At 64.9% G+C, this 20,939-nt stretch carries 21 protein-coding genes; 12 read left to right on the top strand and 9 right to left on the bottom strand.

All coding sequences use genetic code 11. From position 1 onward, the window contains the following. Nucleotides 1–157: 157 nt before the first annotated feature. Nucleotides 158–1,321, top strand: a complete 1,164-nt coding sequence (locus VK792_RS18100; protein ID WP_326299278.1) for a M20 aminoacylase family protein — start codon at nucleotides 158–160, stop codon at nucleotides 1,319–1,321. Between the two features lie 23 nt (nucleotides 1,322–1,344). Here the strand turns inward: VK792_RS18100 and VK792_RS18095 are convergent, their stop codons facing one another. Then, complete coding sequence (locus VK792_RS18095) at nucleotides 1,345–1,662, bottom strand: DUF2934 domain-containing protein (RefSeq protein WP_326299277.1); 318 nt, start codon at nucleotides 1,660–1,662, stop codon at nucleotides 1,345–1,347. A 162-nt stretch (nucleotides 1,663–1,824) separates the two neighbouring features. On the opposite strand from VK792_RS18095, the gene VK792_RS18090 reads away from it, so the two are divergent. Both VK792_RS18090 and VK792_RS18085 read left to right on the top strand, forming a co-directional pair. After that, a complete protein-coding gene (locus tag VK792_RS18090) occupies nucleotides 1,825–2,622 on the top strand; it encodes a glycosyl transferase (protein WP_326299276.1) in 798 nt (265 codons plus the stop codon). Between the two features lie 19 nt (nucleotides 2,623–2,641). After that, nucleotides 2,642–2,827 (top strand): hypothetical protein, encoded by a 186-nt coding sequence (locus VK792_RS18085; RefSeq protein WP_326299275.1) that lies wholly within the window; start codon nucleotides 2,642–2,644, stop codon nucleotides 2,825–2,827. Between the two features lie 105 nt (nucleotides 2,828–2,932). Here VK792_RS18085 and moaA read toward each other — a convergent pair whose 3' ends face one another. Then, nucleotides 2,933–3,940: a GTP 3',8-cyclase MoaA gene (moaA, locus tag VK792_RS18080; protein ID WP_326299274.1), complete on the bottom strand. Its 1,008-nt coding sequence runs from the start codon at nucleotides 3,938–3,940 to the stop codon at nucleotides 2,933–2,935. Nucleotides 3,941–4,022: 82 nt separating this feature from the next. Here moaA and VK792_RS18075 point away from each other — a divergent pair, with 82 nt between their 5' ends. Continuing rightward, nucleotides 4,023–4,520 (top strand): hypothetical protein, encoded by a 498-nt coding sequence (locus tag VK792_RS18075; protein ID WP_326299273.1) that lies wholly within the window; start codon nucleotides 4,023–4,025, stop codon nucleotides 4,518–4,520. Between the two features lie 128 nt (nucleotides 4,521–4,648). Here the strand turns inward: VK792_RS18075 and VK792_RS18070 are convergent, their stop codons facing one another. The 4 genes from VK792_RS18070 to glmU are packed head-to-tail and all read right to left on the bottom strand — an operon-like array spanning nucleotide 4,649 to nucleotide 9,050. Continuing rightward, nucleotides 4,649–5,323: a DNA alkylation repair protein gene (locus VK792_RS18070; RefSeq protein ID WP_326299272.1), complete on the bottom strand. Its 675-nt coding sequence runs from the start codon at nucleotides 5,321–5,323 to the stop codon at nucleotides 4,649–4,651. Further along, complete coding sequence (locus VK792_RS18065; RefSeq protein ID WP_326299271.1) at nucleotides 5,320–5,871, bottom strand: pyridoxamine 5'-phosphate oxidase family protein; 552 nt, start codon at nucleotides 5,869–5,871, stop codon at nucleotides 5,320–5,322. The genes VK792_RS18070 and VK792_RS18065 overlap by 4 nt, the downstream gene beginning before the upstream one ends. A 3-nt stretch (nucleotides 5,872–5,874) precedes the next feature. Continuing rightward, the gene (gene glmS, locus VK792_RS18060; protein WP_326299270.1) at nucleotides 5,875–7,695 is read right to left on the bottom strand and encodes a glutamine--fructose-6-phosphate transaminase (isomerizing); all 1,821 of its coding nucleotides are present in this window, start codon (nucleotides 7,693–7,695) and stop codon (nucleotides 5,875–5,877) included. Further along, nucleotides 7,695–9,050: a bifunctional UDP-N-acetylglucosamine diphosphorylase/glucosamine-1-phosphate N-acetyltransferase GlmU gene (glmU, locus tag VK792_RS18055; protein WP_326299269.1), complete on the bottom strand. Its 1,356-nt coding sequence runs from the start codon at nucleotides 9,048–9,050 to the stop codon at nucleotides 7,695–7,697. The genes glmS and glmU overlap by 1 nt, the downstream gene beginning before the upstream one ends. A gap of 105 nt (nucleotides 9,051–9,155) precedes the next feature. Between glmU and VK792_RS18050 the strand changes: the two genes are divergently transcribed. The 8 genes from VK792_RS18050 (at nucleotide 9,156) to VK792_RS18015 (ending at nucleotide 16,782) form a co-directional block, all read left to right on the top strand. After that, nucleotides 9,156–9,818: an HAD-IA family hydrolase gene (locus VK792_RS18050; protein ID WP_326299268.1), complete on the top strand. Its 663-nt coding sequence runs from the start codon at nucleotides 9,156–9,158 to the stop codon at nucleotides 9,816–9,818. Between the two features lie 42 nt (nucleotides 9,819–9,860). Next, nucleotides 9,861–11,054 carry a DegT/DnrJ/EryC1/StrS family aminotransferase gene (locus VK792_RS18045; protein ID WP_326299267.1) on the top strand — a complete coding sequence of 398 codons (1,194 nt, stop codon included), beginning with the start codon at nucleotides 9,861–9,863 and terminating at the stop codon, nucleotides 11,052–11,054. Nucleotides 11,055–11,187: 133 nt separating this feature from the next. Beyond that, nucleotides 11,188–12,357 carry a putative lipid II flippase FtsW gene (gene ftsW / locus VK792_RS18040; protein ID WP_326299266.1) on the top strand — a complete coding sequence of 390 codons (1,170 nt, stop codon included), beginning with the start codon at nucleotides 11,188–11,190 and terminating at the stop codon, nucleotides 12,355–12,357. A gap of 69 nt (nucleotides 12,358–12,426) precedes the next feature. Next, on the top strand, nucleotides 12,427–13,536 hold the full coding sequence (locus tag VK792_RS18035; RefSeq protein ID WP_326299265.1) for a UDP-N-acetylglucosamine--N-acetylmuramyl-(pentapeptide) pyrophosphoryl-undecaprenol N-acetylglucosamine transferase: 1,110 nt from the start codon (nucleotides 12,427–12,429) through the stop codon (nucleotides 13,534–13,536). A gap of 82 nt (nucleotides 13,537–13,618) precedes the next feature. Next, complete coding sequence (gene murC, locus VK792_RS18030; protein ID WP_326299264.1) at nucleotides 13,619–15,019, top strand: UDP-N-acetylmuramate--L-alanine ligase; 1,401 nt, start codon at nucleotides 13,619–13,621, stop codon at nucleotides 15,017–15,019. 79 nt (nucleotides 15,020–15,098) lie between these two features. Further along, a complete protein-coding gene (locus VK792_RS18025; protein WP_326299263.1) occupies nucleotides 15,099–16,286 on the top strand; it encodes an APC family permease in 1,188 nt (395 codons plus the stop codon). Further along, complete coding sequence (locus VK792_RS18020) at nucleotides 16,283–16,528, top strand: DUF2484 family protein (protein WP_326299262.1); 246 nt, start codon at nucleotides 16,283–16,285, stop codon at nucleotides 16,526–16,528. Before VK792_RS18025 ends, VK792_RS18020 begins: the two co-directional genes overlap by 4 nt. Further along, entirely contained in the window at nucleotides 16,525–16,782 is a 258-nt protein-coding gene (locus VK792_RS18015) for a DUF2484 family protein (RefSeq protein ID WP_326299261.1), read from the top strand. The genes VK792_RS18020 and VK792_RS18015 overlap by 4 nt, the downstream gene beginning before the upstream one ends. On the opposite strand, the gene VK792_RS18010 is transcribed toward VK792_RS18015, so the two are convergent. From VK792_RS18010 to VK792_RS18000, 3 genes are all read right to left on the bottom strand, one after another. Continuing rightward, complete coding sequence (locus tag VK792_RS18010; protein WP_326299260.1) at nucleotides 16,771–17,241, bottom strand: CoA-binding protein; 471 nt, start codon at nucleotides 17,239–17,241, stop codon at nucleotides 16,771–16,773. The two genes, VK792_RS18015 and VK792_RS18010, sit on opposite strands and share 12 nt — an antisense overlap. A gap of 199 nt (nucleotides 17,242–17,440) precedes the next feature. Continuing rightward, complete coding sequence (locus VK792_RS18005; RefSeq protein ID WP_326299259.1) at nucleotides 17,441–18,514, bottom strand: T6SS phospholipase effector Tle1-like catalytic domain-containing protein; 1,074 nt, start codon at nucleotides 18,512–18,514, stop codon at nucleotides 17,441–17,443. A 15-nt stretch (nucleotides 18,515–18,529) separates the two neighbouring features. Then, nucleotides 18,530–20,827 carry a xanthine dehydrogenase family protein molybdopterin-binding subunit gene (locus tag VK792_RS18000; RefSeq protein WP_326299258.1) on the bottom strand — a complete coding sequence of 766 codons (2,298 nt, stop codon included), beginning with the start codon at nucleotides 20,825–20,827 and terminating at the stop codon, nucleotides 18,530–18,532. Between the last annotated feature and the right edge of the window lie 112 nt (nucleotides 20,828–20,939).

The following is a 20,939-nucleotide window of genomic DNA, read 5'->3' as shown; positions in this document are numbered from 1 at the left end:
CCCCCCCCCCCCCCCCCCCCCCCCCCCCCCCCCCCCCCCCCCCCCCCCCCCCCCCCCCCCCCCCCCCCCCCCCCCCCACCCCCCGCCCCCTTGCACCCCCCGCCGCCTTGCGCCACCATCGCCGCCATCTCAAGAACATGCGCAAGGACGAAACACCATGCCGGTCAAGAACCGTTTTGCCGAACTTCAGGATGAAATCACCGCCTGGCGACGGGATTTCCACGAACACCCCGAGATCCTCTTCGAAACCCACCGCACCGCCGGCGTCGTCGCGGAAAAGCTCAAAGCCTTCGGCTGTGACGAGGTCGTGACAGGCATCGGCCGCACCGGTGTTGTCGGTGTCATCAAGGGCAAGTCCGACACGTCGGGCAAGGTGATCGGCCTGCGTGCCGATATGGACGCGCTGCCGATCCATGAACAGACCGGGCTCGACTATGCCTCGAAAACCGACGGCGCGATGCATGCCTGCGGCCATGACGGCCACACCGCCATGTTGCTGGGGGCGGCGAAGTACCTGTCGGAGACCCGCAATTTCGATGGGACCGTCGTGGTGATCTTCCAGCCTGCCGAAGAAGGCGGCGGCGGCGGCAAGGAAATGTGCGACGACGGCATGATGGATCGCTGGAACATCCAGGAAGTCTATGGCATGCACAACTGGCCCGGCCGCCCGGTGGGCAGCTTCGCCATCCGTCCCGGCGCGTTCTTCGCCGCCACCGACCAGTTCGAGGTGTTCTTCGAAGGCAAGGGCGGCCATGCCGCCAAACCGCATGACAATATCGACACGACGGTGATGGCGGCCACGGCGGTCACCACGCTGCAAACCATCGCCAGCCGCAATGCGGACCCGGTGGACCAGCTTGTGGTCTCGGTGACCTCGTTCGAAACCTCGTCCAAAGCGTTCAACGTGATCCCGCAGCGGGTCCATATCAAGGGCACCGTGCGCACCATGTCGGCCGCGATGCGCGACCTGGCCGAACAGCGGATCAAGGCGATCTGCGCGGGGATCTCGGGAACATTCGGTGGCACTGCGGATGTCAGATATTACCGCGGTTACCCGGTGATGGTGAACTCCGACGCGCAAACGGAATTTGCCGCCGAGGTGGCCACCGCGGTGTCCGGCAACTGCGAAGAGGCTCCAATGGTCATGGGCGGCGAAGATTTCGCCTTCATGCTGGAAGAGCGCCCGGGCGCTTATATTCTTGTCGGCAACGGCGACACCGCATCGGTGCACCACCCGGAATACAACTTCAACGATGAAGCGATCCCCGCCGGGTGCAGCTGGTGGGCGGAAATTGTCGAGCGGCGGATGCCCGCCGCCTGATCGGTGCCTGGCTCAGCCGCGGCTTATTCGGCCGCGGCGGCTTTTCTGGCACGTGGCTTGGTCGCAGTTTTGGCCGCAGTTTTGGCCGCAGTCTTGGCCGCAGCTTTGACCGGGGCCTTGGCCTTGGACGCAGCAGCCTTTTTCGGCGCTGCCGCCTTCGCGTCAGGGGCCTTCGCGGCGGTGCGGCGGGCACGGGGCTTCGGTGCGGCGGCCGGGGTTTCCAGCGATTGCCTGGCGCGCAGCCAATGCTCTTCGGCGCGGCCTTCAGGCTGGCCTTCCTCAAGCCAGAGGAAGAAGGCCGCTTCTGCGATGTGGGATTCGGGGATTGCGGCAGCGGTCATCGAATGTCTCCTGCAAGTGTCCTCAATGCGCATGTTAGCGCTATTTTCCTATATCCCACTTTCTGCATCTGCACAATCTCTCGGCGGTTGCAAATGGACTGTGCACTGGTATCTGCCCATTTTCCGCGCTAAGGGCAGGGCAGTCGCCTATCGGAGCACGCCATGAAGGTCGCCAACATCATCTGTATCAAATGGGGCACCCTGTTTGGCCCGGAATATGTGAACCGGCTGTATTCCGGGGTGCGCCGCAACATCGACGCGCCGGTCCGGTTCTTCTGCATGACGGAACATGCCGATGGCATCCATCCCGATGTAGAAATCCTTCCCTTGCCGGTGGAACCCTTTGCCGAACCGATGAATGCCGCGCTGGCGGTGGCCAACCGGCAGGGGGCGATGCGCAAGGTCTCGCTGTTCCGTCCCGGTCTCGTACCCGATCTCGACGGGCCCGTTCTGGGCTTCGACCTTGACGTGGTGATCACCGGCGACCTGACCCAAATCTGGCGGATGGCCCCCGGCAAGATCGCGATGCGCCACGACTGGACCGAGGCGCGCAAGGGCCGCCCGACCGGCCATGGCTCGGTCTTCCGCTTTGACCCGGCGCTGCACGGATTTCTCTACGAAGACCTCGCCGCCAACCCGTACCAAGAGGTCGAAACCGCCCGCGGATCGGAACAGCGCTACACCTCGCACAAGGCGATGGATCGTGGCGTTTTCGAATATATCCCAAATGATTGGGTCGTGTCGTTCAAGTACGACTGCAACCCGTTCCCGATGAACTGGCTCCGGCGCCCGCATCTGCCGGATGATGCGCGCGTGGTCTGTTTTCATGGACGCCCGAAAATGCCTGATGCGGTTGAAGGTTACAACGGCTCGTTCATCCGTCACGCGAAATCGTGTGACTGGCTGAAAGACCATTGGATCGACCGCACCCGCGCCGATCTTGGCGACGCCTGGGGCTGAGGCCATGGAAACGGCTCCCATGACCCGCTGGCCCGACCTCGACGAAGACCGCAAGCTTGCCCTGCGCGCGGCCTATTCGGCCGATCCGACATGCCTGACCGGCACCTGTTCGCTGGAAGCCAAGACCGCGCATTTCACCGCCTGGCTTGCCGAACGCGGAGTCGATTTCCGCGCCGAGGACCTTTACGGCAAACCACGGCCCTGAGCTTCTTCTGGCGCAAAATATCCCAGGGGTGAATTGGCCAAAGGCCAAGAGGGGGCAGCGCCCCCTGCCGATTTTTCGTAGAAAAATCGCGTCGTCAGCCGACGGTCACCCGCCCGTGTGACTCATGTGTCGCGAGACCCGCCCATCCACGCTCTGGCGCGAGTAGTCGAAATCATGCCCCTTGGGCTTCCGGGAAATCGCGGCGCGGATCGCCTCTTCCAGCGGGATATCGCTGTCTGGGTGGGCGCGCAGCGGCGCGCGCAGGTCGGCATTGTCTTCCTGGCCCAGGCACATGAACAACTCGCCGGTGCAGGTCAGACGCACGCGGTTGCAGCTTTCGCAGAAATTATGGGTCAGCGGCGTGATGAAGCCGATCTTCTGCCCGGTCTCTTCGATCCGGACATAGCGCGCCGGGCCACCGGTGCGTTCCGCAAGATCGGTCAGCGTGTAGTTTTCCGCCAGCCGCGCGCGCAGGTCCTTCAGCGGCCAATACTGGTCCAGCCGGTCCTCGTTGCCGATGTCGCCCATCGGCATGACCTCGATCCAGGTCAGGTCCATGCCGCGCTCGGCGCACCATTCGGTCATCGAAAACAGTTCGTCCTCGTTGAAGCCCTTCAGCGCGACGGCGTTCAGCTTGACCCGCATGCCCACCTTCTGCGCCGCGTCGATCCCACGCAGCACCTGGGGCAGGCGGCCCCAGCGGGTGATGTCGGCGAACTTCGCCGCGTCCAGCGTATCGGCAGAAACGTTCACCCGCCGCACACCGGCCGCCCACAGGTCGGCCGCGTATTTTTCCAGTTGCGAGCCATTGGTGGTCAGCGTCAGTTCCTTCAGCGCCCCGGACTCGAGATGCCGCGTCATCGCGCGGAAAAAGGTCAGGATTTCGCGCCGCACCAGCGGCTCACCGCCGGTGATGCGCAGCTTTTCCACGCCCATCCCCACAAAGGCCGAACACAGCCGATCCAGTTCTTCCAGCGTCAACAATTCACGCTTGGGCAGGAAGGTCATGTTTTCCGACATGCAATAGACGCAGCGAAAATCGCAGCGGTCGGTGACGGAGACCCGAAGATAGTTGATCGGGCGCTGGAAAGGGTCGATGAGCGGTGTGGTCATGGCGCTTATGTAGTGGCGGCGGCCCGCTCAGGCAAGCGGAACCGCGATTGCCCAGGCGTAGCGGTGGGTCTAGGGTGAGGATATGAAACGGTTGATCCTGATCCTGCCCATGCTGGCCATTGCGGCCTGTGGAAACACGGCGCTGTTGAAGCCACGCGCCTCGCAAGCCGGTGTCGTGGCCACCGCGGTGCGGCCCGTGGCGCGTCCGGAGGGGCTGCAAGCGGCGCCCAGGCCCGCAAAGACCGCCCGCACGGTCGAAGATTTCGACACCACCAGTGCCGCGGAACGCGCCGCCGCGGCAGCGGCTCCGGTGGAGGCTGGCGGGGAAAAGGCGCTGGGACGCACGATCGCTTCGCTTGGTGATCCGGCGCGGCCGGGATTCTGGCTGGAAACGCCGCTGGTATCGCGCCCGGGCAAAGGGGTGGTGCGCTTTCCCGCGACCGGGGGCAGCGCGCAGGTCGACCTGATCCCGATCGACGGGCCGGCAACCGCTGGCAGCCGGCTTTCGCTGGCGGCGATGCGGCTGATCGGGGCGCCTCTGACCGGGTTGCCGGAAGTGGACGTGACGCTGGTCGAATGAGCGGTTTCGGATCGCTGACGCGATCCGACCGGGGCGTGCTGCGCACGCCTTGCGTGCGGCTGGGCCGCACGTGGGGGCGCTGCCCCCATACCCCCGAGGTATTTGGAAAACCAAAGACAGTGGTCGTATCAGAGGTATCTTGATGCTTCGCGGCGGGCAAAGGGTTTCAGGTTCTGCCCCTCAGCCTCTAGGAAAGCGCGCGCGCGGTCGGGATCGTGTTTCGACAGGTCGCGCAGCCACCAAGCCACCGCTTTCTGGATGAACCAGTCCGGGTCGTCGACATAGGCGGCTGCCCAGCCGAGGATGCGGTCGCGGGCGGCGGATTCTGCGGCGCTGGGGTGGTTCGACTTGGTCCAGGGCAAGGTGATGACCAGAGCAGCGCGGCGGGTCCACATCTGCGGGCTGGTGGTCCAGGTTTCGACGGTGTCGAGCCGTGAAGGATCGGCACTCAGGCGCCGTTGCCCCGCCATGCAGGCGTGATCGGCGATGGCCCAGCTGTCGAAATCGGGCACCCAGGACTGGATCAGGTCCCAAACCGCGCCATCGGGGCGGATACGGGCCTGGGTCAGCAATTTGGCGGCGGCCAGACGCGCCTCGAAGATGTTCGTCGACCAGAGGTCGCGGGCAAGCGTGACGCGGTCGGGCACGGACAAGCTGTGGCGCCAGGCGGTGGTGATGTCGTTGGTGGCGGGGTTGGGCACGCCGAGGTAGGGGCGGTCGAGCTTGTGATAGGCGGCCATCTGTTCGGCCCGGCCAGGCTCTGCCGCCGCGCGCAGCTCTGCCAGCGCCTCGTCCAGGGTCATTCCAGATTCGCCCCGATGCCGGTGGGCTTGCCATCCAGTGTTTCGCTGTTGGTGCTGGCCCAATAGGCGCGCAGGCCGTCTTCGCCCTTGTCCCTGGTCCATGTCACCAGCGTGTCGCGGTCGCCGGCATGGTCCATGAACGGCACGGCATAGCCGCATGAGGTCTGCACCAGATCGACGGTCATGACATAGACCTGCCGGGCGCCCAGCGGGTCGCCGAAGGGGGCGACCAACCCGGCCCAGTCCGGGGCGTTGCGATGGACCGCGCGGGCGGTGCCATAGGCGCGCAGGATCAGTGGCCGCGTGGTGAAGCTGCACCACATCAGGGTCATGCGCGGGTCTTGGGCCAGGTGCCCGGCGGTTTCGTTGCCGGACCCGGTCAGGTTCAACCACAGGATGCGGTTCGGGCCCAGCACGCGCAGGCTGTCCATCCCCTTGGGCGAAACATTGACCCGGCCCGTGGGGGCGGCGCTGCCGGTGAAATAGATGTGCTGCGCGTTGATAAAGGCGATGTGATCCTCGCCCAGCTTGTCGAACCGCTTGGCCATGGGTCACTCCACCGTCACGGATTTCGCAAGGTTGCGCGGCTGGTCCACGTCCGTGCCCTTGGCGACGGCGGCGTGATAGGCCAGAAGCTGCGCCGGCAGGGCATAGAGCAGGGGCGACAGGATTGGGTCGACCTCGGGCAGGATGACGGTGCGCCAGACGTCGTTGCCGGCCTCGGCCGCGCCGGTTGCATCGGTGATCAGAAGCACCTTGCCGCCCCGGGCCATGACCTCTTGCATGTTCGAGACAGTCTTATCGAACAGGCTGTCGCGGGGGGCCATGACGACCACCGGGACGGTCTTGTCGATCAGCGCAATGGGGCCGTGTTTAAGTTCGCCTGATGCATAAGCTTCGGCATGTATATAACTGATTTCCTTTAGTTTAAGAGCACCTTCGAGAGCCAGGGGGAACATCAGACCGCGGCCCAGAAACAGCACATCGCGGGATTCCGACAGATGGCGCGCGGCGTCTTGCAGGATCGCGTCGCGTTCCAGCGCGATGTTGAAGATCCCAGGCAGCCCGCGCAGTTTTTCGACAAGCGCGGTGACGGCCTCTGCGCTCATCACGCCGCGGTCCTGTGCGGCTTTCAGCGCCAGCAGGAACAGGGTGTTCAACTGACAGGTGAAGGCCTTGGTCGATGCCACGCCAACCTCGATCCCGGCGTGGATCGGCAGGGGCAGGTCGCTTTCCCGTGCAATCGAGCTTTCGGGGACGTTGACCACCGACACGATCTTGTCGGCCTTGTCGCGGCAATAGCGCAGGGCGGCCAGCGTGTCGGCGGTTTCACCCGACTGGCTGACGAAAAGCGCCACGGTGCGCGGTGTGATCGGAGGTTCGCGGTAGCGGAATTCGCTGGCGATATCGACCTCGACCGGAAGGCGTGCAAGCTGTTCGAACCAGTACTTCGCGGTCAGGCAGGCATAGAACGCGGTGCCGCAGGCGACCATCGACAGTCGGTCGACCTTGGTGAAATCCAGCCCGTCGCCGGGCAGGGTGATCTGGCCGTCAGCGTCGAGATAGCTGTTGATCGCATCGGCCAGAACGCTGGGCTGTTCGGCAATTTCCTTGGCCATGAAATGCTTGTAGCCGGCCTTGTCGACGCGGGTCGCCGACATCTGGATCGTCTTCATCGGACGGTTGGCAAGGCGACCGTCGGCATCGCGGATCTCGACACTGCTGCGGGTCAGGATCACCCGGTCGCCTTCGTCAAGATAGGTGACGCGGTCGGTCAACGGGGCCAGCGCAATGGCGTCAGAGCCCAGATACATCTCGCCATCGCCATGCCCCACAGCCAGCGGGCTGCCCTTGCGGGCGCCGATCATCAGATCGCTTTCGCCATCGAACAGGAACACCAGCGCAAAAGCGCCCTCAAGCCGGTCGAGCGTGGCAAAGGCGGCCTCGGTCGGGCTTAGCCCTTCGTTCAGGTAGAAATGGGTCAGGTGGGCGACCGTTTCGGTGTCGGTCTCGGTCGAGAATTCATAGCCCTTGCGGCTCAGTTCCTCGCGCAGCTCGCGGTAGTTCTCGATGATCCCATTGTGCACGACGGCAACGGGACCCGCCCGGTGCGGGTGGGCGTTCACGGTCGAGGGCGCGCCATGCGTGGCCCAGCGGGTGTGGCCGATGCCGGACTTGCCGGGCAGGGGATCGTGCACCAGCAGATCCGACAGGTTCACCAGCTTGCCGACGGCGCGGCGACGATCCAGAACACCGTTGTTGACGGTGGCGATCCCGGCGCTGTCATAGCCGCGATATTCCAGCCGGCGCAGCGCCTCGACCAGGATAGGGGCGACTTCGTGGGTGCCCAGTACCCCGACAATACCACACATTATTTCGCCCCTTTCTGAAGCTTGGCCTTTCTTGCCTTTAACATATCGAACAATTTGACCGCCAGGCCGGGTTTGTTCACCTGCTCGGCCCGGGCCAGTGCCAGCGCGCCGTCGGGCACGTCCCTGGTGATCACCGCGCCGCTGCCGGTCATGGCCTTGTGGCCGACCCGGACAGGCGCCACCAGCATGGTGTTCGACCCGATGAAGGCCTGTTCGCCGATCTCGGTCCGGTGCTTGAACACACCGTCGTAATTGCAGGTGATCGTGCCTGCGCCGACGTTGGTGCGCTTGCCGATCTCGGCATCGCCGATATAGGTCAGGTGGTTGGCCTTGACGCCTTCGCCCAGAAGCGCGTTCTTGATCTCGACGAAGTTGCCGACATGCACGTCTTCGGCCAGTTCGGCACCCGGGCGCAGCCGGGCATAGGGGCCGACGATGGCGCCGCGACTGACATGACAGCCTTCCAGATGGCTGAACGCGCGAATGCGGGCGCCGCTTTCGATGGTGACACCGGGGCCGAAGACCACGTTGGGTTCGATTTCCGCGTCGCGGCCAATGACCGTGTCGTAGCACAGGAACACCGTGTCGGGCGCCTGCATGGTGACGCCGGCGTCCAGCATCTCGGCCCGGGCGCGAGACTGGAACGCGGCCTCTGCCGCGGCCAGTTCCGCGCGCGAATTGATGCCCAGCGTTTCGGCTTCGTCACAGGTGACAGCGGTGGCCGACAGGCCGCGCGCACGGGCGATGGCAACAATGTCGGTCAGGTAGTATTCGCCGCTGGCGTTGTCGTTGCCGACCGCCTCGATCAGGTTGAACAGCACTTGTGCGTCTGCTGAAACAACGCCGGAATTGCAAAGTGTTATGGCACGCTCTTGATCAGACGCATCTTTGAATTCGACGATCTTTTCCAGCGTTTCGCCTGCCATCATCAACCGGCCATAGCGGCCCGGGTCGGCGGCTTCGAACCCCAGCACGACCACGTCGTGCCGGGCGCGCGCCACCTGCATCGCCTCGAGCGTTTCGGGGCGGATGAACGGCGTGTCGCCGTAGAGCACGATTGCATCGCCCTCGAAATCGGCCAGCGCGTCGCGGGCTTGTGCCACCGCATGGGCGGTGCCCAGCTGTTCGGTTTGCAGCACGACCTGCGCGGTCTCGTCAAAATCCTGCGCGGCGGCGGTGACAAGGTCGGCCCCGTGGCCGGCCACCACAACCGTCCGTTCCGGGGCAAGCACCATGCCGGATTGCAGTGCGTGGTGCAGCATCGGGGCGCCGGCGATCTTGTGCAGCACCTTTGGCAGGTCGCTTTCCATCCGGGTGCCTTTTCCGGCGGCAAGAACGATCAGGGCAATGCTCATAAGGTTTCTCTTTGTTATTTGGCCGCGCCCGTTTTATCCGAAGGGTTCATAAGGGCAAGGTGGCAGGGTTCACGTTGGATTGCCGAATGTGACAGGAGACCGGGCGTGACGCGCTGTGTAATTTTCGATTTGGACGGAACTTTGGCAGACACCAGCGGCGACCTGATCGCCGCCGCGAACCACTGTTTTGCGGCAATGGGGGCGGCCACGCGGCTGAACCCAGTGGCAGACGCGGGTACGGCGTTGCGTGGGGGCAAGGCAATGCTGACCCTTGGCCTGACCCGCGAGGGGCAATATTCCGCCGAGTTGGTAGAGCGGTGGTACCCCGAACTGCTGTTGGCCTATCGCCGGGCGCTGGACCTGCACACCAGGCTGTATGCAGGCGCGATGGATGCGGTCGAGGCCTTGCGCGCCGATGGCGTGGCGGTGGGCATCTGCACCAACAAGCCCGAGGCGCTGGCCGAGGACCTTTTGCAGAAACTGGGTGTGCGCGGGGCCTTTGCGTCGCTGATCGGCGCGGACACGCTGTCCACGCGCAAACCCGACCCGGCGCCTTATGTCGCGTCGGTCGAACAGGCGGGGGGCAGCGTCGCGCGCAGTTGCCTGATCGGTGACACCGAAACCGACCGCAAGACTGCGCTGGCGGTGGGTGTACCGTGTGTTCTGGTCACCTTCGGGCCGGGTCCGTCGGTTCACGATTTGAACCCTGACGCCACGATCGACCATTTTTATGAACTGCCCGCCTTGGTTGGGCGGATCCTGACGTGAACTTTGGTTGACGGGCGCTGCGGCCGGTTGCAGGAAGGAACCATGACAGAGCGTTTCACAGGTACTTTCACCCAGCAGGAACCGATCCCCGAGGCAGGGATCGCCGCCGCCCTTGCCGTGTTGCAGGGCGGGCGCCTGCACCGCTACAACACCGTCCCGGGTGAGATTGGCGAGGCTGCTTTGCTGGAGCAGGAATTCGCGGCCTATACCGGTGCGCGGTACTGCCTGTCGGTGGCGTCGGGCGGATATGCTCTGGCCACGGCGCTGCGGGCGGTGGGGGTTCAGCCGGGCGATGCCGTACTGACAAACGCCTTCACGCTGGCGCCGGTGCCGGGCTCCATTGCGGCGGTCGGGGCGGTGCCGGTCTTCGTCGGCGTGACCGAGGACCTGGTGATCGACCTGGACGATCTTGCGGCCAAGGCCGGACAGGCGCGGGTGCTGATGCTGTCGCACATGCGCGGGCACCTGTGCGACATGGACCGGCTGATGGCGATCTGCGACGCGGCGGGCATCACCGTGATCGAGGATTGCGCCCATACCATGGGGGCATCCTGGAACGGCGTGCCGTCAGGGCGGCACGGGGCGGTGGGGTGCTATTCCACCCAGACCTACAAGCACATGAATTCCGGCGAAGGCGGGCTTTTGGTCACCGACGACGAGATGGTTGCCGCGCGTGCGGTGATGCTGTCGGGCAGTTACATGCTGTTCGACCGCCACCTTGCCGCGCCGGGGCCAGAGGCATTCGCCCGGATCAAGTACGAAACGCCCAATATCTCGGGCCGGATGGACAACCTGCGCGCCGCGATCCTGCGGCCGCAATTGCGCGATATCGAAGCGCAGATCGACCGCTGGAACGACCGCTATCGCACCGTCGAAGCGGGGCTGCGCAACACGCCCGGGCTGACCGTGGTCGAACGGCCGGCGCAGGAACGCTATGTCGGATCGTCGATCCAGTTTCTGTTGCTGGACTGGGCCGGGGCCAAGGTGCAGGACGTCGTCGCGCGCTGCGCCGCCCGCGGAGTCGAGCTGAAATGGTTCGGGGCTGCGGAACCGGTGGGCTTCACCTCGCGCTATGACAGCTGGCGTTATGCCCCGTCGGAGCAGATGCCAAAATCCGACCGGGTGCTGGCGGGGCTGCTGGACATGCGCCTGCCGCTGACTTTCAGCCTGGACGATTGCGCGCTGATCGCCCGGATCATCCGGGCCGAGGTGTCGGCGGTCTGGCAGGCCGGATAGGCGACCAGTCCGCGCTGCGGATCACTTCTTGCCGAAGGGCCGGTTTTTCACTGGCCCGATGATTCGCGATTCGCTATCATCTTGCGCATGACCCGGGCAAACCGGGCGGTCGAGGCAGAAAAGCAGGTTTCCCATGACGGAAATGGTATACGGCACCGCCGCGGTGACGGCGGGTGAACCGATTCTCCCCAAGTGGTGGCGCACGCTGGACAAATGGACGTTGTCGTGTGTCCTGATTCTGTTCGGGATCGGCATTCTGCTGGGCCTTGCGGCGTCGCCGCCGCTGGCCGAACGCAACGGGCACGACGCCTTTCATTATGTCACCCGGCAGGCGGTTTTCGGCGGCGCGGCGCTGGTGGCGATGGTGGTGACGTCGATGATGTCGCCCCTGCTGGTGCGGCGGCTGGCGGTGCTGGCCTTCATTGGGGCATTCATCGCGCTGCTTGGCCTGCCGTTCCTTGGCACGGACTTCGGCAAGGGCGCTGTGCGCTGGTACAGCCTTGGCTTTGCCAGCGTCCAACCGTCTGAATTCCTCAAACCGGCTTTCGTGATCGTCGCCGCCTGGCTGATGGCCGCGGCACAGGATCTGAACGGCCCGCCGGGGCGGCTTTGGTCGTTCCTGCTGACCGTCATGATCGTGCTGATCCTTGTGATGCAGCCCGACTTCGGGCAGGCCGCGCTGATCCTGTTCGGCTGGGGCGTGATGTATTTTGTCGCTGGCGCGCCGCTGTTGCTGCTGGCGGTTCTGGCAGGGCTGGTGGTGTTGGGCGGCAGCGTCGCCTACAACAATTCCGAACACTTCGCGCGCCGGATCGACGGGTTCCTGAACCCGGAAATCGACCCGACGACACAGATCGGCTATGCCACCAACGCCATTCGCGGCGGCGGGTTCTTTGGCGTCGGTGTCGGCGAGGGGCAGGTGAAATGGTCGCTGCCCGATGCCCATACCGATTTCATCATTGCCGTCGCGGCCGAGGAATACGGCCTGCTTCTGGTGATGTTCATCATCGCGCTCTATTGCGGCATCGTGGTGCGCTCGCTCTATCGGCTGACCCGTGAACGGGACCCGTTCACCCGGCTGGCGGGCACCGGGTTGGCCTGCATGTTCGGGGTGCAGGCAATGATCAACATGGGGGTCGCGGTGCGACTTTTGCCTGCCAAGGGCATGACGTTGCCCTTTGTCAGCTATGGCGGATCGTCGCTTATCGCCGGGGGGATTGCAGTTGGTATGCTCTTGGCCTTTACAAGGACCCGCCCGCAGGGCGAGATAGGCGACATTCTGAGAGGCCGCGCGCGCCGATAGGCGCACCGGATGCCATCCCATGGCGTCCGAGGATCGGGCGGCCCCGGGCAGGCTAAAGGAAGGTGGCTCATGGCGGAACGGTTCTCGCGACCGCTTCTGGTGATCGCGGCGGGCGGCACGGGCGGGCATATGTTCCCGGCCCAGGCGCTGGCTGAACTGATGCTGCGCAAGGGGTGGCGGGTAAAACTGTCGACCGATGCGCGCGGTGCCCGCTATACCGGCGGCTTTCCCGATGCGACAGAGATCGAGCAGGTGTCCTCGGCCACCTTCGCGCGCGGCGGGGTGCTGGCCAAGGCGCTTGTGCCGCTGCGGGTGCTGGGCGGGGTGATCGGCGCGGTCTGGGGCATGTTGCGCGACAAACCCGACGTTGTCGTGGGCTTTGGCGGCTACCCGTCGATCCCGGCGTTGGGGGCCGCATGGATCCTGCGCCGTCCGCGGATGATCCATGAACAGAACGGCGTGCTGGGGCGGGTGAACGCGCTGTTCGCCAGAAGGGTCGACAAGGTCGCCTGCGGCACCTGGCCGACGGAACTGCCCGATGGCGTCGAGGGCATCCACACCGGCAACCCGGTGCGCCAGGCGGTCCGCGACCGGGCCGGCGCAGGCTATATCGTTCCCGGCGATTACCCGATGTCGATCCTCGTGATCGGCGGCAGCCAGGGGGCTCGCATCCTGTCCGATATCGTGCCGCCGGCTATTGCCGCCTTGCCCATGGACCTGCTGGGGTTCTTGCGGATCAGCCATCAGGCCCGGGGCGAGGACGAAGAGCGGGTGACGCGCTACTATGACGAAAACGGCATCCGGGCCGAGGTGCAGCCGTTCTTTAACGATGTTCCCGAACGCATGGCCGAGGCGCAGCTGGTGATTTCGCGCTCTGGTGCGTCATCGGTGGCGGACCTGTCGGTGATCGGGCGTCCGTCGATCCTGATCCCCTATGCCGCCGCGATCCGGGACGAGCAGACCGCCAACGCCCGCGCACTGGTCGAGGCCGGGGCCGCAATCCGCATGCCGGAATCCAGGCTGACGATCGAGGCGCTGTCCGAAGCGATCGAAACCGTGCTGCGCGACGGGCAGGGCGCGTTGCGCATGGCGCAGGCGGCGCTGTCTGTCGCCAAGCCCGAAGCGGCCGAGGAACTGGCCGCGCTGGTCGAGGAACTGGCGGGACGTGGCGAACGCTGAGCCCTGCCACGACCGACTTCCATCCGGGACCAAAACCTGCGATTGCAGAACGTACAAGAACAAAGACAAACGGTACGAGACCATGAACGCGAGCGCCACCAAGCTGCCCACCGATGTGGGTCCCATCCATTTTGTCGGCATTGGCGGCATCGGCATGTCCGGCATTGCCGAAGTTCTGCTGAACCTGGGCTACACGGTGCAGGGCTCTGACCTGAAGGCCAGCAAGATCACCGACCGGTTGGCTGGCATGGGTGCGACCATTTTCGAAGGCCAGCGCGCCGACAATCTGGCGAATGCCGCCGTCGTCGTCATTTCCAGCGCGATCAAGCCAGGCAATCCCGAACTGGACGAGGCCCGCCTGCGGGGCCTGCCCGTGGTGCGCCGGGCCGAGATGCTGGCGGAACTGATGCGGCTGAAATCCAACGTCGCCATCGGCGGCACCCACGGCAAGACCACCACCACCACGATGGTCGCCACCCTGCTGGATGCGGGTAAATTCGATCCGACCGTGGTCAATGGCGGCATCATCCACGCCTATGGCTCGAACGCGCGGATGGGGCAGGGCGAATGGATGGTGGTCGAGGCAGACGAAAGCGACGGCACCTTCAACCGCCTGCCCGCGACAATCGCGATTGTCACCAATATCGACCCCGAGCACATGGAGCACTGGGGCAGCATCGAAAATCTGCGCGACGGATTTTACCAGTTCGTGTCGGGAATCCCGTTCTATGGCGTTGCCGTCTGCTGCACCGACCACCCCGAGGTACAGGCGCTGGTGGGCCGGATCACCGACCGACGGGTGATCACCTACGGGTTCAACGCGCAGGCCGATGTGCGCGCGATCAACCTGACCTATCAAAAAGGCGTCGCGCATTTCGACATTGCCTTGCAGGCCGAGGGCACGGTGATCGAGGGCTGCACCCTGCCGATGCCGGGCGATCACAATGTTTCCAATGCATTGTCCGCCGTTGCCGTGGCTCGGCACCTTGGCATGTCGCCCGAAGACATCCGCGCGGCGCTGGCGGCCTTTGGGGGCGTGAACCGGCGCTTCACCCGCGTGGGCGAAGTCGACGGTGTCACCATCATCGACGATTACGGCCATCACCCGGTGGAAATCGCCGCCGTGCTGAAAGCTGCGCGGCAGGCCAGCGAAGGCCGCATCATCGCCGTGCACCAGCCGCACCGTTATTCCCGCCTGTCGTCGCTGTTCGAGGACTTCTGTACCTGTTTCAACGAGGCAGACGTGGTCGCCATCGCCGAGGTCTATGCCGCAGGCGAAGACCCGATCCCCGGCGCGTCGCGCGACGACCTTGTGGCCGGGCTGATCCGCCACGGCCACCGCCACGCCCGCGCCATCCTGTCCGAGGACGACCTGGAGCGGCTGGTCCGCGAACAGGCACGACCGGGAGACATGGTGGTGTGCCTTGGGGCCGGGACGATTTCGGCCTGGGCCAACGGGCTGCCTGCGCGGTTGACGGCATAACCGCGCGCTGCGGGGAAATCCCACCGCGCGGCGCGGTTTCCGCTTTCAGAATCCCGTGCCATGGCGCAGCGTCGGCACCATGACCGACGAACTCAAACGCCGCATCGGATTGCCCCTGCTTGCCGCCTATGGCGTGGGTGTCATCGTCGGCGCGGGCATCTATGTGCTGATCGGGGCGGTGGCGGCGCAGGCCGGGCTTTGGGCGCCGCTGGCCTTTGTCATCGCGGGGGTGATCGCCGCGCCGACCGCGCTCAGCTATGCCGAGTTTTCCGCGCGTATTCCGCAGGCTGCCGGGGAGGCGGCCTATGTGCGGGCGGGGCTGGGGTCGCGGGCGCTTTCGCTGCTGGTCGGGCTTGCGATTGTCATTGGCGGCACGGTTTCCGCCGCTGCCGTTTTGCAGGGTGGCGCCGGCTATCTGAGGGCGATCCTGCCGGTATCGCAACATGCCGCCATCATCGGGCTTGGGGTGATCCTGACACTGGTGGCCGGTGTGGGCGTGCTGGAAAGCCTGTCTATGGCGGCGTTGTTTACCGTGATCGAATTGACCGGGCTGGGTCTGGTGATCTGGGCCGGGTTTTCGGCGCCGCCGGTCGCCGTGCTGGCCGACATGCCCGCACCCGACTGGAATTTGATCGCAGCGGGTGCGCTGCTGGCCTTTTTCGCCTTCATCGGGTTCGAGGACATCGTCAACATGGCTGAAGAGGTGCGCGACCCCACCCGCACTCTGCCGCGCGCGATCCTGATCGCGTTGATCGTGACCTCGGTTCTTTATGCCTTGGTGGCGTGGGCGGCGGTGCGGTCGGTGCCGGTGGCCGACCTTGCCGGGTCGGACAAGCCGCTGGCGCTGGTCTGGTCTGCGGCCACCGGGCAAGAGGCGCGGTTTCTGTCCGGGATTGCCGTCTTTGCGGCGTTGAACGGTGTCCTGGCGCAGATCGTGATGGCCGCGCGGGTTCTGTACGGGCTGGGGCAGGATACACCCTGGCTGAGCCTGTTCCACCATGCGCATCCGCGCTTTGGCACGCCGGTTCTCGCGACGGGTCTGCTGGGCTTGGTGGTCATCGTGGCGGCGCTGCTGCTGCCGCTGGTGTCTCTGGCCGAAGCGACCTCTACTGTGATCCTGTTGGTGTTTTTGCTGGTCAACCTTGCCCTGATCGGCCAGAAACGGATCCAGCCGCAAGCGCCTTTCCGGGTGCCCATGGCCGTGCCTGTGCTGGGCGCGACCCTGGCCTTTGCGGCGCTGGTGGCAACCTTCGGAGGAGTGGGATGAGCACCGCATTGACCCTTGCCTGCCTTTGGGTGTTGGCCGCAACCGGCGTGGCCTTTCTGCCGATGCGGGTTCAACGCGTCGTCGGACTGCCGCTGGTGATCGCGGTTCCGGTGCTGTTGTACCTGATCGCAAAGACGCACGGGCTGTTGATCACACTGGCCTGTGTCGCAGCGGTGGTGTCGATGCTGCGCCGCCCGCTGGCACACCTGTGGAAGAAGCTGACCGGAAGGCAGACCGCATGACGTTCTCGCTGACGCTGGCCTTTGTCTGGGCGTTGGCGGCGAACCTGCTGGCCATGGTGCCATCGCGCGACAACCACTGGACACGGGCCTATGTGCTGATCGCCATCGGCATCCCGCTGTTGGGCTATGTTGTCTATGAAAACGGGCCGTGGATCGGGCTGGTTGTGCTGGCCGCCGGAATGAGCGTGCTGCGCTGGCCGGTCCGGTATCTGTGGCGCTGGATCAGGCGGCAGTCCGGGCGGTCAAAGCTTTGAACTGATGATCCCGGTGTTGAACCCGCCCATGCGGAGTTCGCCGAACAAGCGCTGGTATTCGATCTTGGGGCAGCGGTTCATCACCACGTCCACGCCGGAGTGTTCTGCCTTGTGCGCGGCCTCGGTGTGGGTCACGCCGATCTGCATCCAGATGGTTTTCAGCGTGTCGGGAAAGGCGTTCAGCGCTTCGTCGACGATGGGGGGCACGGCCTCGGACCGGCGGAAGATGTCGATCATGTCCACGGGGGCGTCGATCTCTGACAGGGTGGCGCGCACGGTTTGTCCGAACAGGGTCTCTCCGGCATGGCCGGGATTGACCGGGATCACGGTAAACCCCTTCATCGACATATAGCGGCCGACATAGTTGCTGGGCCGGATCGACTTGGGGGACACGCCGACCATGGCAATCACCTTGGTGCGGCGCAGGATGTTTCTCAGGAACTTGTCGGTATAGCGCATGGCGCGACGCTAACCGAACTGTCGAAGCCGCCGCAAGGGGCGGCGTGCCCGCGTCAAGCATTGCGTGCGAAAAGAAAAAGGCGCCCGGTAAATTCCGGACGCCAAGTTACGGAACGAGGGACAGTGAAGGTGTCGCAGGGTTCCGAACCTGCGATCCATGACCTCAAGATGGGTATTCTGGCCACAGTTTAAAGGGTAATCACTCAGTCGTGATTGAAAGGTCTTGACGTTTCCGCCTTGTCAGGGTTCGCGCCGCCGGATGGGTTTCGGGGACGGAGGGGTGAAGGTATTCCGACGAATCGGCGCCCCAACGGCGCGCGCGGCGCAGCACGAACAGCTTGCCCAGACCAGTCCAGGTGCCGACAGACGGCGCTGCGGGATCGCAGGGAAACCTGTCGCGCCAATCCCGGGGCAGGGCGATGCCGCAGGTGTGCAACCGTTCCAGCATCCAGACCAGCGGGATGTTCGACAACGGGCGGGAAGCGGTCAGGTGACCGATGTGGCCGCCGATATCGCCGTGTGTCCCTTTGAACCACATCTGTTCCACCCGTCCGGAAAAGCCCGGCGGGCTGGTCCACAGCACCGGCGCAAAAGCGCGGCGGGTTTCGTCCAGTGCCAGCGCATGGAATCCGCGCCGGATGGTGGGCCCCAGTTCGCTGTTGTGAAAGGCGTGCATGTCGTCGTGGAACCGCCACAGGATCGGCAGGCGCAGCCCCAGCGCCTTGACCGAATCCCAGACGCAGACCGCCTCGATCTTGGCGGTTGCATGGCAACGCCCCTTGGCAAAGGCGTGGGCGGTGTCGCTTTCCGGGGCGAATTGATACAGGCGATAGATCTGGCGGATATTGCGCTCGGTGGCCTTTTCCGACCGCAGCAGCCCGATGCGGTCGATCATCCCGGCCAGCGACCGCACGGCAAAGCCGCCGCGGGAATAGCCCATCAGAAAGATCCGGTCGCCGGGTCGATAGCGCGACGCGAGGAAACCATAGGCACGGCGGATCTGGCGGTTGATGCCGCGCCCCATGATGACATCGGGTGTGCTGCGCCAGCTGTCCCATTGCACTCCGGCCTCATAAAACAGCGACAGGCCCGGCACCTCTTGCAGCAGGCGATAGGTGAGACCCGCGTTGGTTTCTTCGCCCGGTTTGAGCGAGGACATGGTGCCATCCAGGATGATCACATGATCACGCTGCCCGCGCCGGACGGTGAGCTGCGACTGGCCGGTGGTAAAGCTGCGCCGGATCCACCCTAGAACCGTATCGCGCAGCGTCATGCCGGAAGTGCCTCGTTACTCTGCGGCGATGGCCTCGTCCTGCAACATCGCCCAGACGCGATGCGGGGTGAAAGGCATGTCCGCTTGTCGGACTCCGCGTTCCCATAGCGCATCCTGAACCGCATTCGCGACGGCGGCAAGTGCGCCGACGGTTCCGGCCTCGCCGCAGCCCTTCATCCCCATCGGGTTGGCCGTCGACGGGACCGGGGCGAAGGTGCAGGTCATCATCGGGATCTGATCGGCGCGGGGCATGGCGTAATCCATGAAGGTCGCGCTCAGCAACTGGCCGTCCTCGTCATAGGACACCTGTTCGCACAGCGCCTGGCCGATTCCCTGCGCCACGCCGCCATGCACCTGACCAAGTGCCAGCATCGGGTTGATCAGGTTGCCGAAATCGTCGACCACGCTGTAGCGGTCCAGCCGCACAACGCCGGTTTCCGGGTCGATCTCGACCTCGGCGACGTGGGCGCCGTTGGGATAGCTGCGGCCGGGCAATTCGGCGGTTTCGCTGAAACTCAGCAAGTCGTCGCGGCCCTTGTCGCGCGCCATCCGGGCCACTTCCAGCATCGTGGGGGTCATGTTCGACCCTTCGGCGCGGAAGGTTTCGTCGTCAAAGCTGACCTGCCCGGGGTCGATCCCCAGTTCTTCGGCCAGGAACGCGCTGAACGCGGTCACGATGCTGGCCACCGCCTTGAGCGTGACATTGGTCTGGTTAGTGACGGATCGTGAACCGCCGGTGCCGCCGCCGCGCGCGATGCGGTCGCTGTCGCCCTGCACCACGGTGATCTGGTCGGCGGGAATGCCGGTCTGATCGGCCAGGAACTGGGCAAAGACAGTTTCATGTCCCTGACCGTTCGACTGCGTGCCGACATAGATCAACGCGCCGCCTTCTTCGGGGAATTCAACCTTCACGTCCTCGAACGGCTGCCCGAGGATGCTTTCGATGTAGTAACACAGCCCCTGACCGCGCAGCATCCCGCGCGCGGCGCTGTCGGCCTTGCGTGCCTCCAGCCCGGCGGTGTCGGACAGGGCGGCGGCGTTGTTCAGGATGCGGCTGAAATCGCCGACGTCATACAGTTCGCCCGTGGCGGTCTTGTAGGGGAAATTCGCGACCGGAATGAAGTTCTTGTGCCGCAACTCCCACCCGTCGACGCCCAGTTCGCGTGCCGCACGGTCGATCACGCGTTCCAGCAGATAGATCGCCTCGGGTCGGCCTGCGCCACGATAGGCATCGACCGGGGTGGTGTTGGTGAAAAACCCCTCGACCCGGGCAAAGGTGGTCTGCACGTCATAGACCCCCATCAGCACACGGGCGAACAGGTTGGTCTGGATTTGCTGCGCGAAGGTCGAGTTGTAGGCCCCCATGTTGCAGATGCTGTGCAGCGTGTAGGCGGTGATCCGGTTATCGGCGTCAAACGCCAGCGACGCGGTGTGCGTCAGGTCGCGCCCGCCGTTGTCCGACAACATGGATTCGGTCCGCTCGGCGATCCAGCGCACGGGCTGGCCCAGTTCCCTGGCCGCAAAAGCGACCGAGAAATACTCGGGGTACACGAAGGCTTTCATGCCGAACCCGCCGCCCACGTCCGGGATCGTGACCTGAACATCCTCGGGGGCAAGGCCGAAGCAATCGACAAATTCCGCCTTGGGCCCCCAGACACCCTGACCGCCAAAGGCGATGTGCAGGCGCTGGCCATCCCAATTGGCGTGGCATCCGCGCGGCTCCATCGCGTTGACGATGATGCGGTTGTCGGCCACGTCCAGAGTGACGACGCGGGCGGCCTTGGCAAAGGCAGCGTCGGTCGCGGCCTTATCTCCGATCGACCAGTCGAAGGCGCGGTTGTCCGGGGCCTCTGCGTGGATCGCGGTGTCGCCTGGCGCCAGCGCGAGCTGGGCGGGCAGATCGTCGTAGTCCAGCACGATCAACTCGGCCGCATCCTTGGCCTGTTCCAGCGTGTCAGCCACCACCAGCGCAACCGGTTCACCGACGAAATTCAGCTTGCCTTCGGCCAGAACCGGGCGGCGGGGATACGCGCCGGTGCTGCCGTCGGTATTCGTGACCGGAGTGGTCTTCAGCCCATAGGTGATGCCCGCATCGGCGAGGTCCTGCGCGGTGACCACCATGTGCACGCCGGGCGCGTCGCGCGCATCGCTGACATCCAGGTCCGTGATCGTCGCATGGGCGACCGGAGAGCGGAAGACAAAGGCCCGCAGCGCGCTTTCGGGGGCAACATCGTCGACATAGCGGCCTTCGCCAGTCAGGAACCGGATGTCCTCAACCCGCTTCACCGGTTGGCTTTTCCCGAATTTTTCCATGTCGCGCCCTTTCCCGTTCTGGCTTACAGGCGCGACACTAGTGGATTGAATCCAACATTTGGAACCCTCGATTTCTTGCGGCGATGATGTCGTTGGGGTCTGCCCGCCAAAC

The sequence above is a fragment of the Mesobacterium hydrothermale genome, assembly GCF_035818635.1.
Taxonomy (GTDB): Bacteria; Pseudomonadota; Alphaproteobacteria; order Rhodobacterales; family Rhodobacteraceae; genus Mesobacterium_A; species Mesobacterium_A hydrothermale.
Note: the sequence above shows the minus strand (reverse complement) of the source record. Positions and strands in the feature narration are given on the sequence as shown.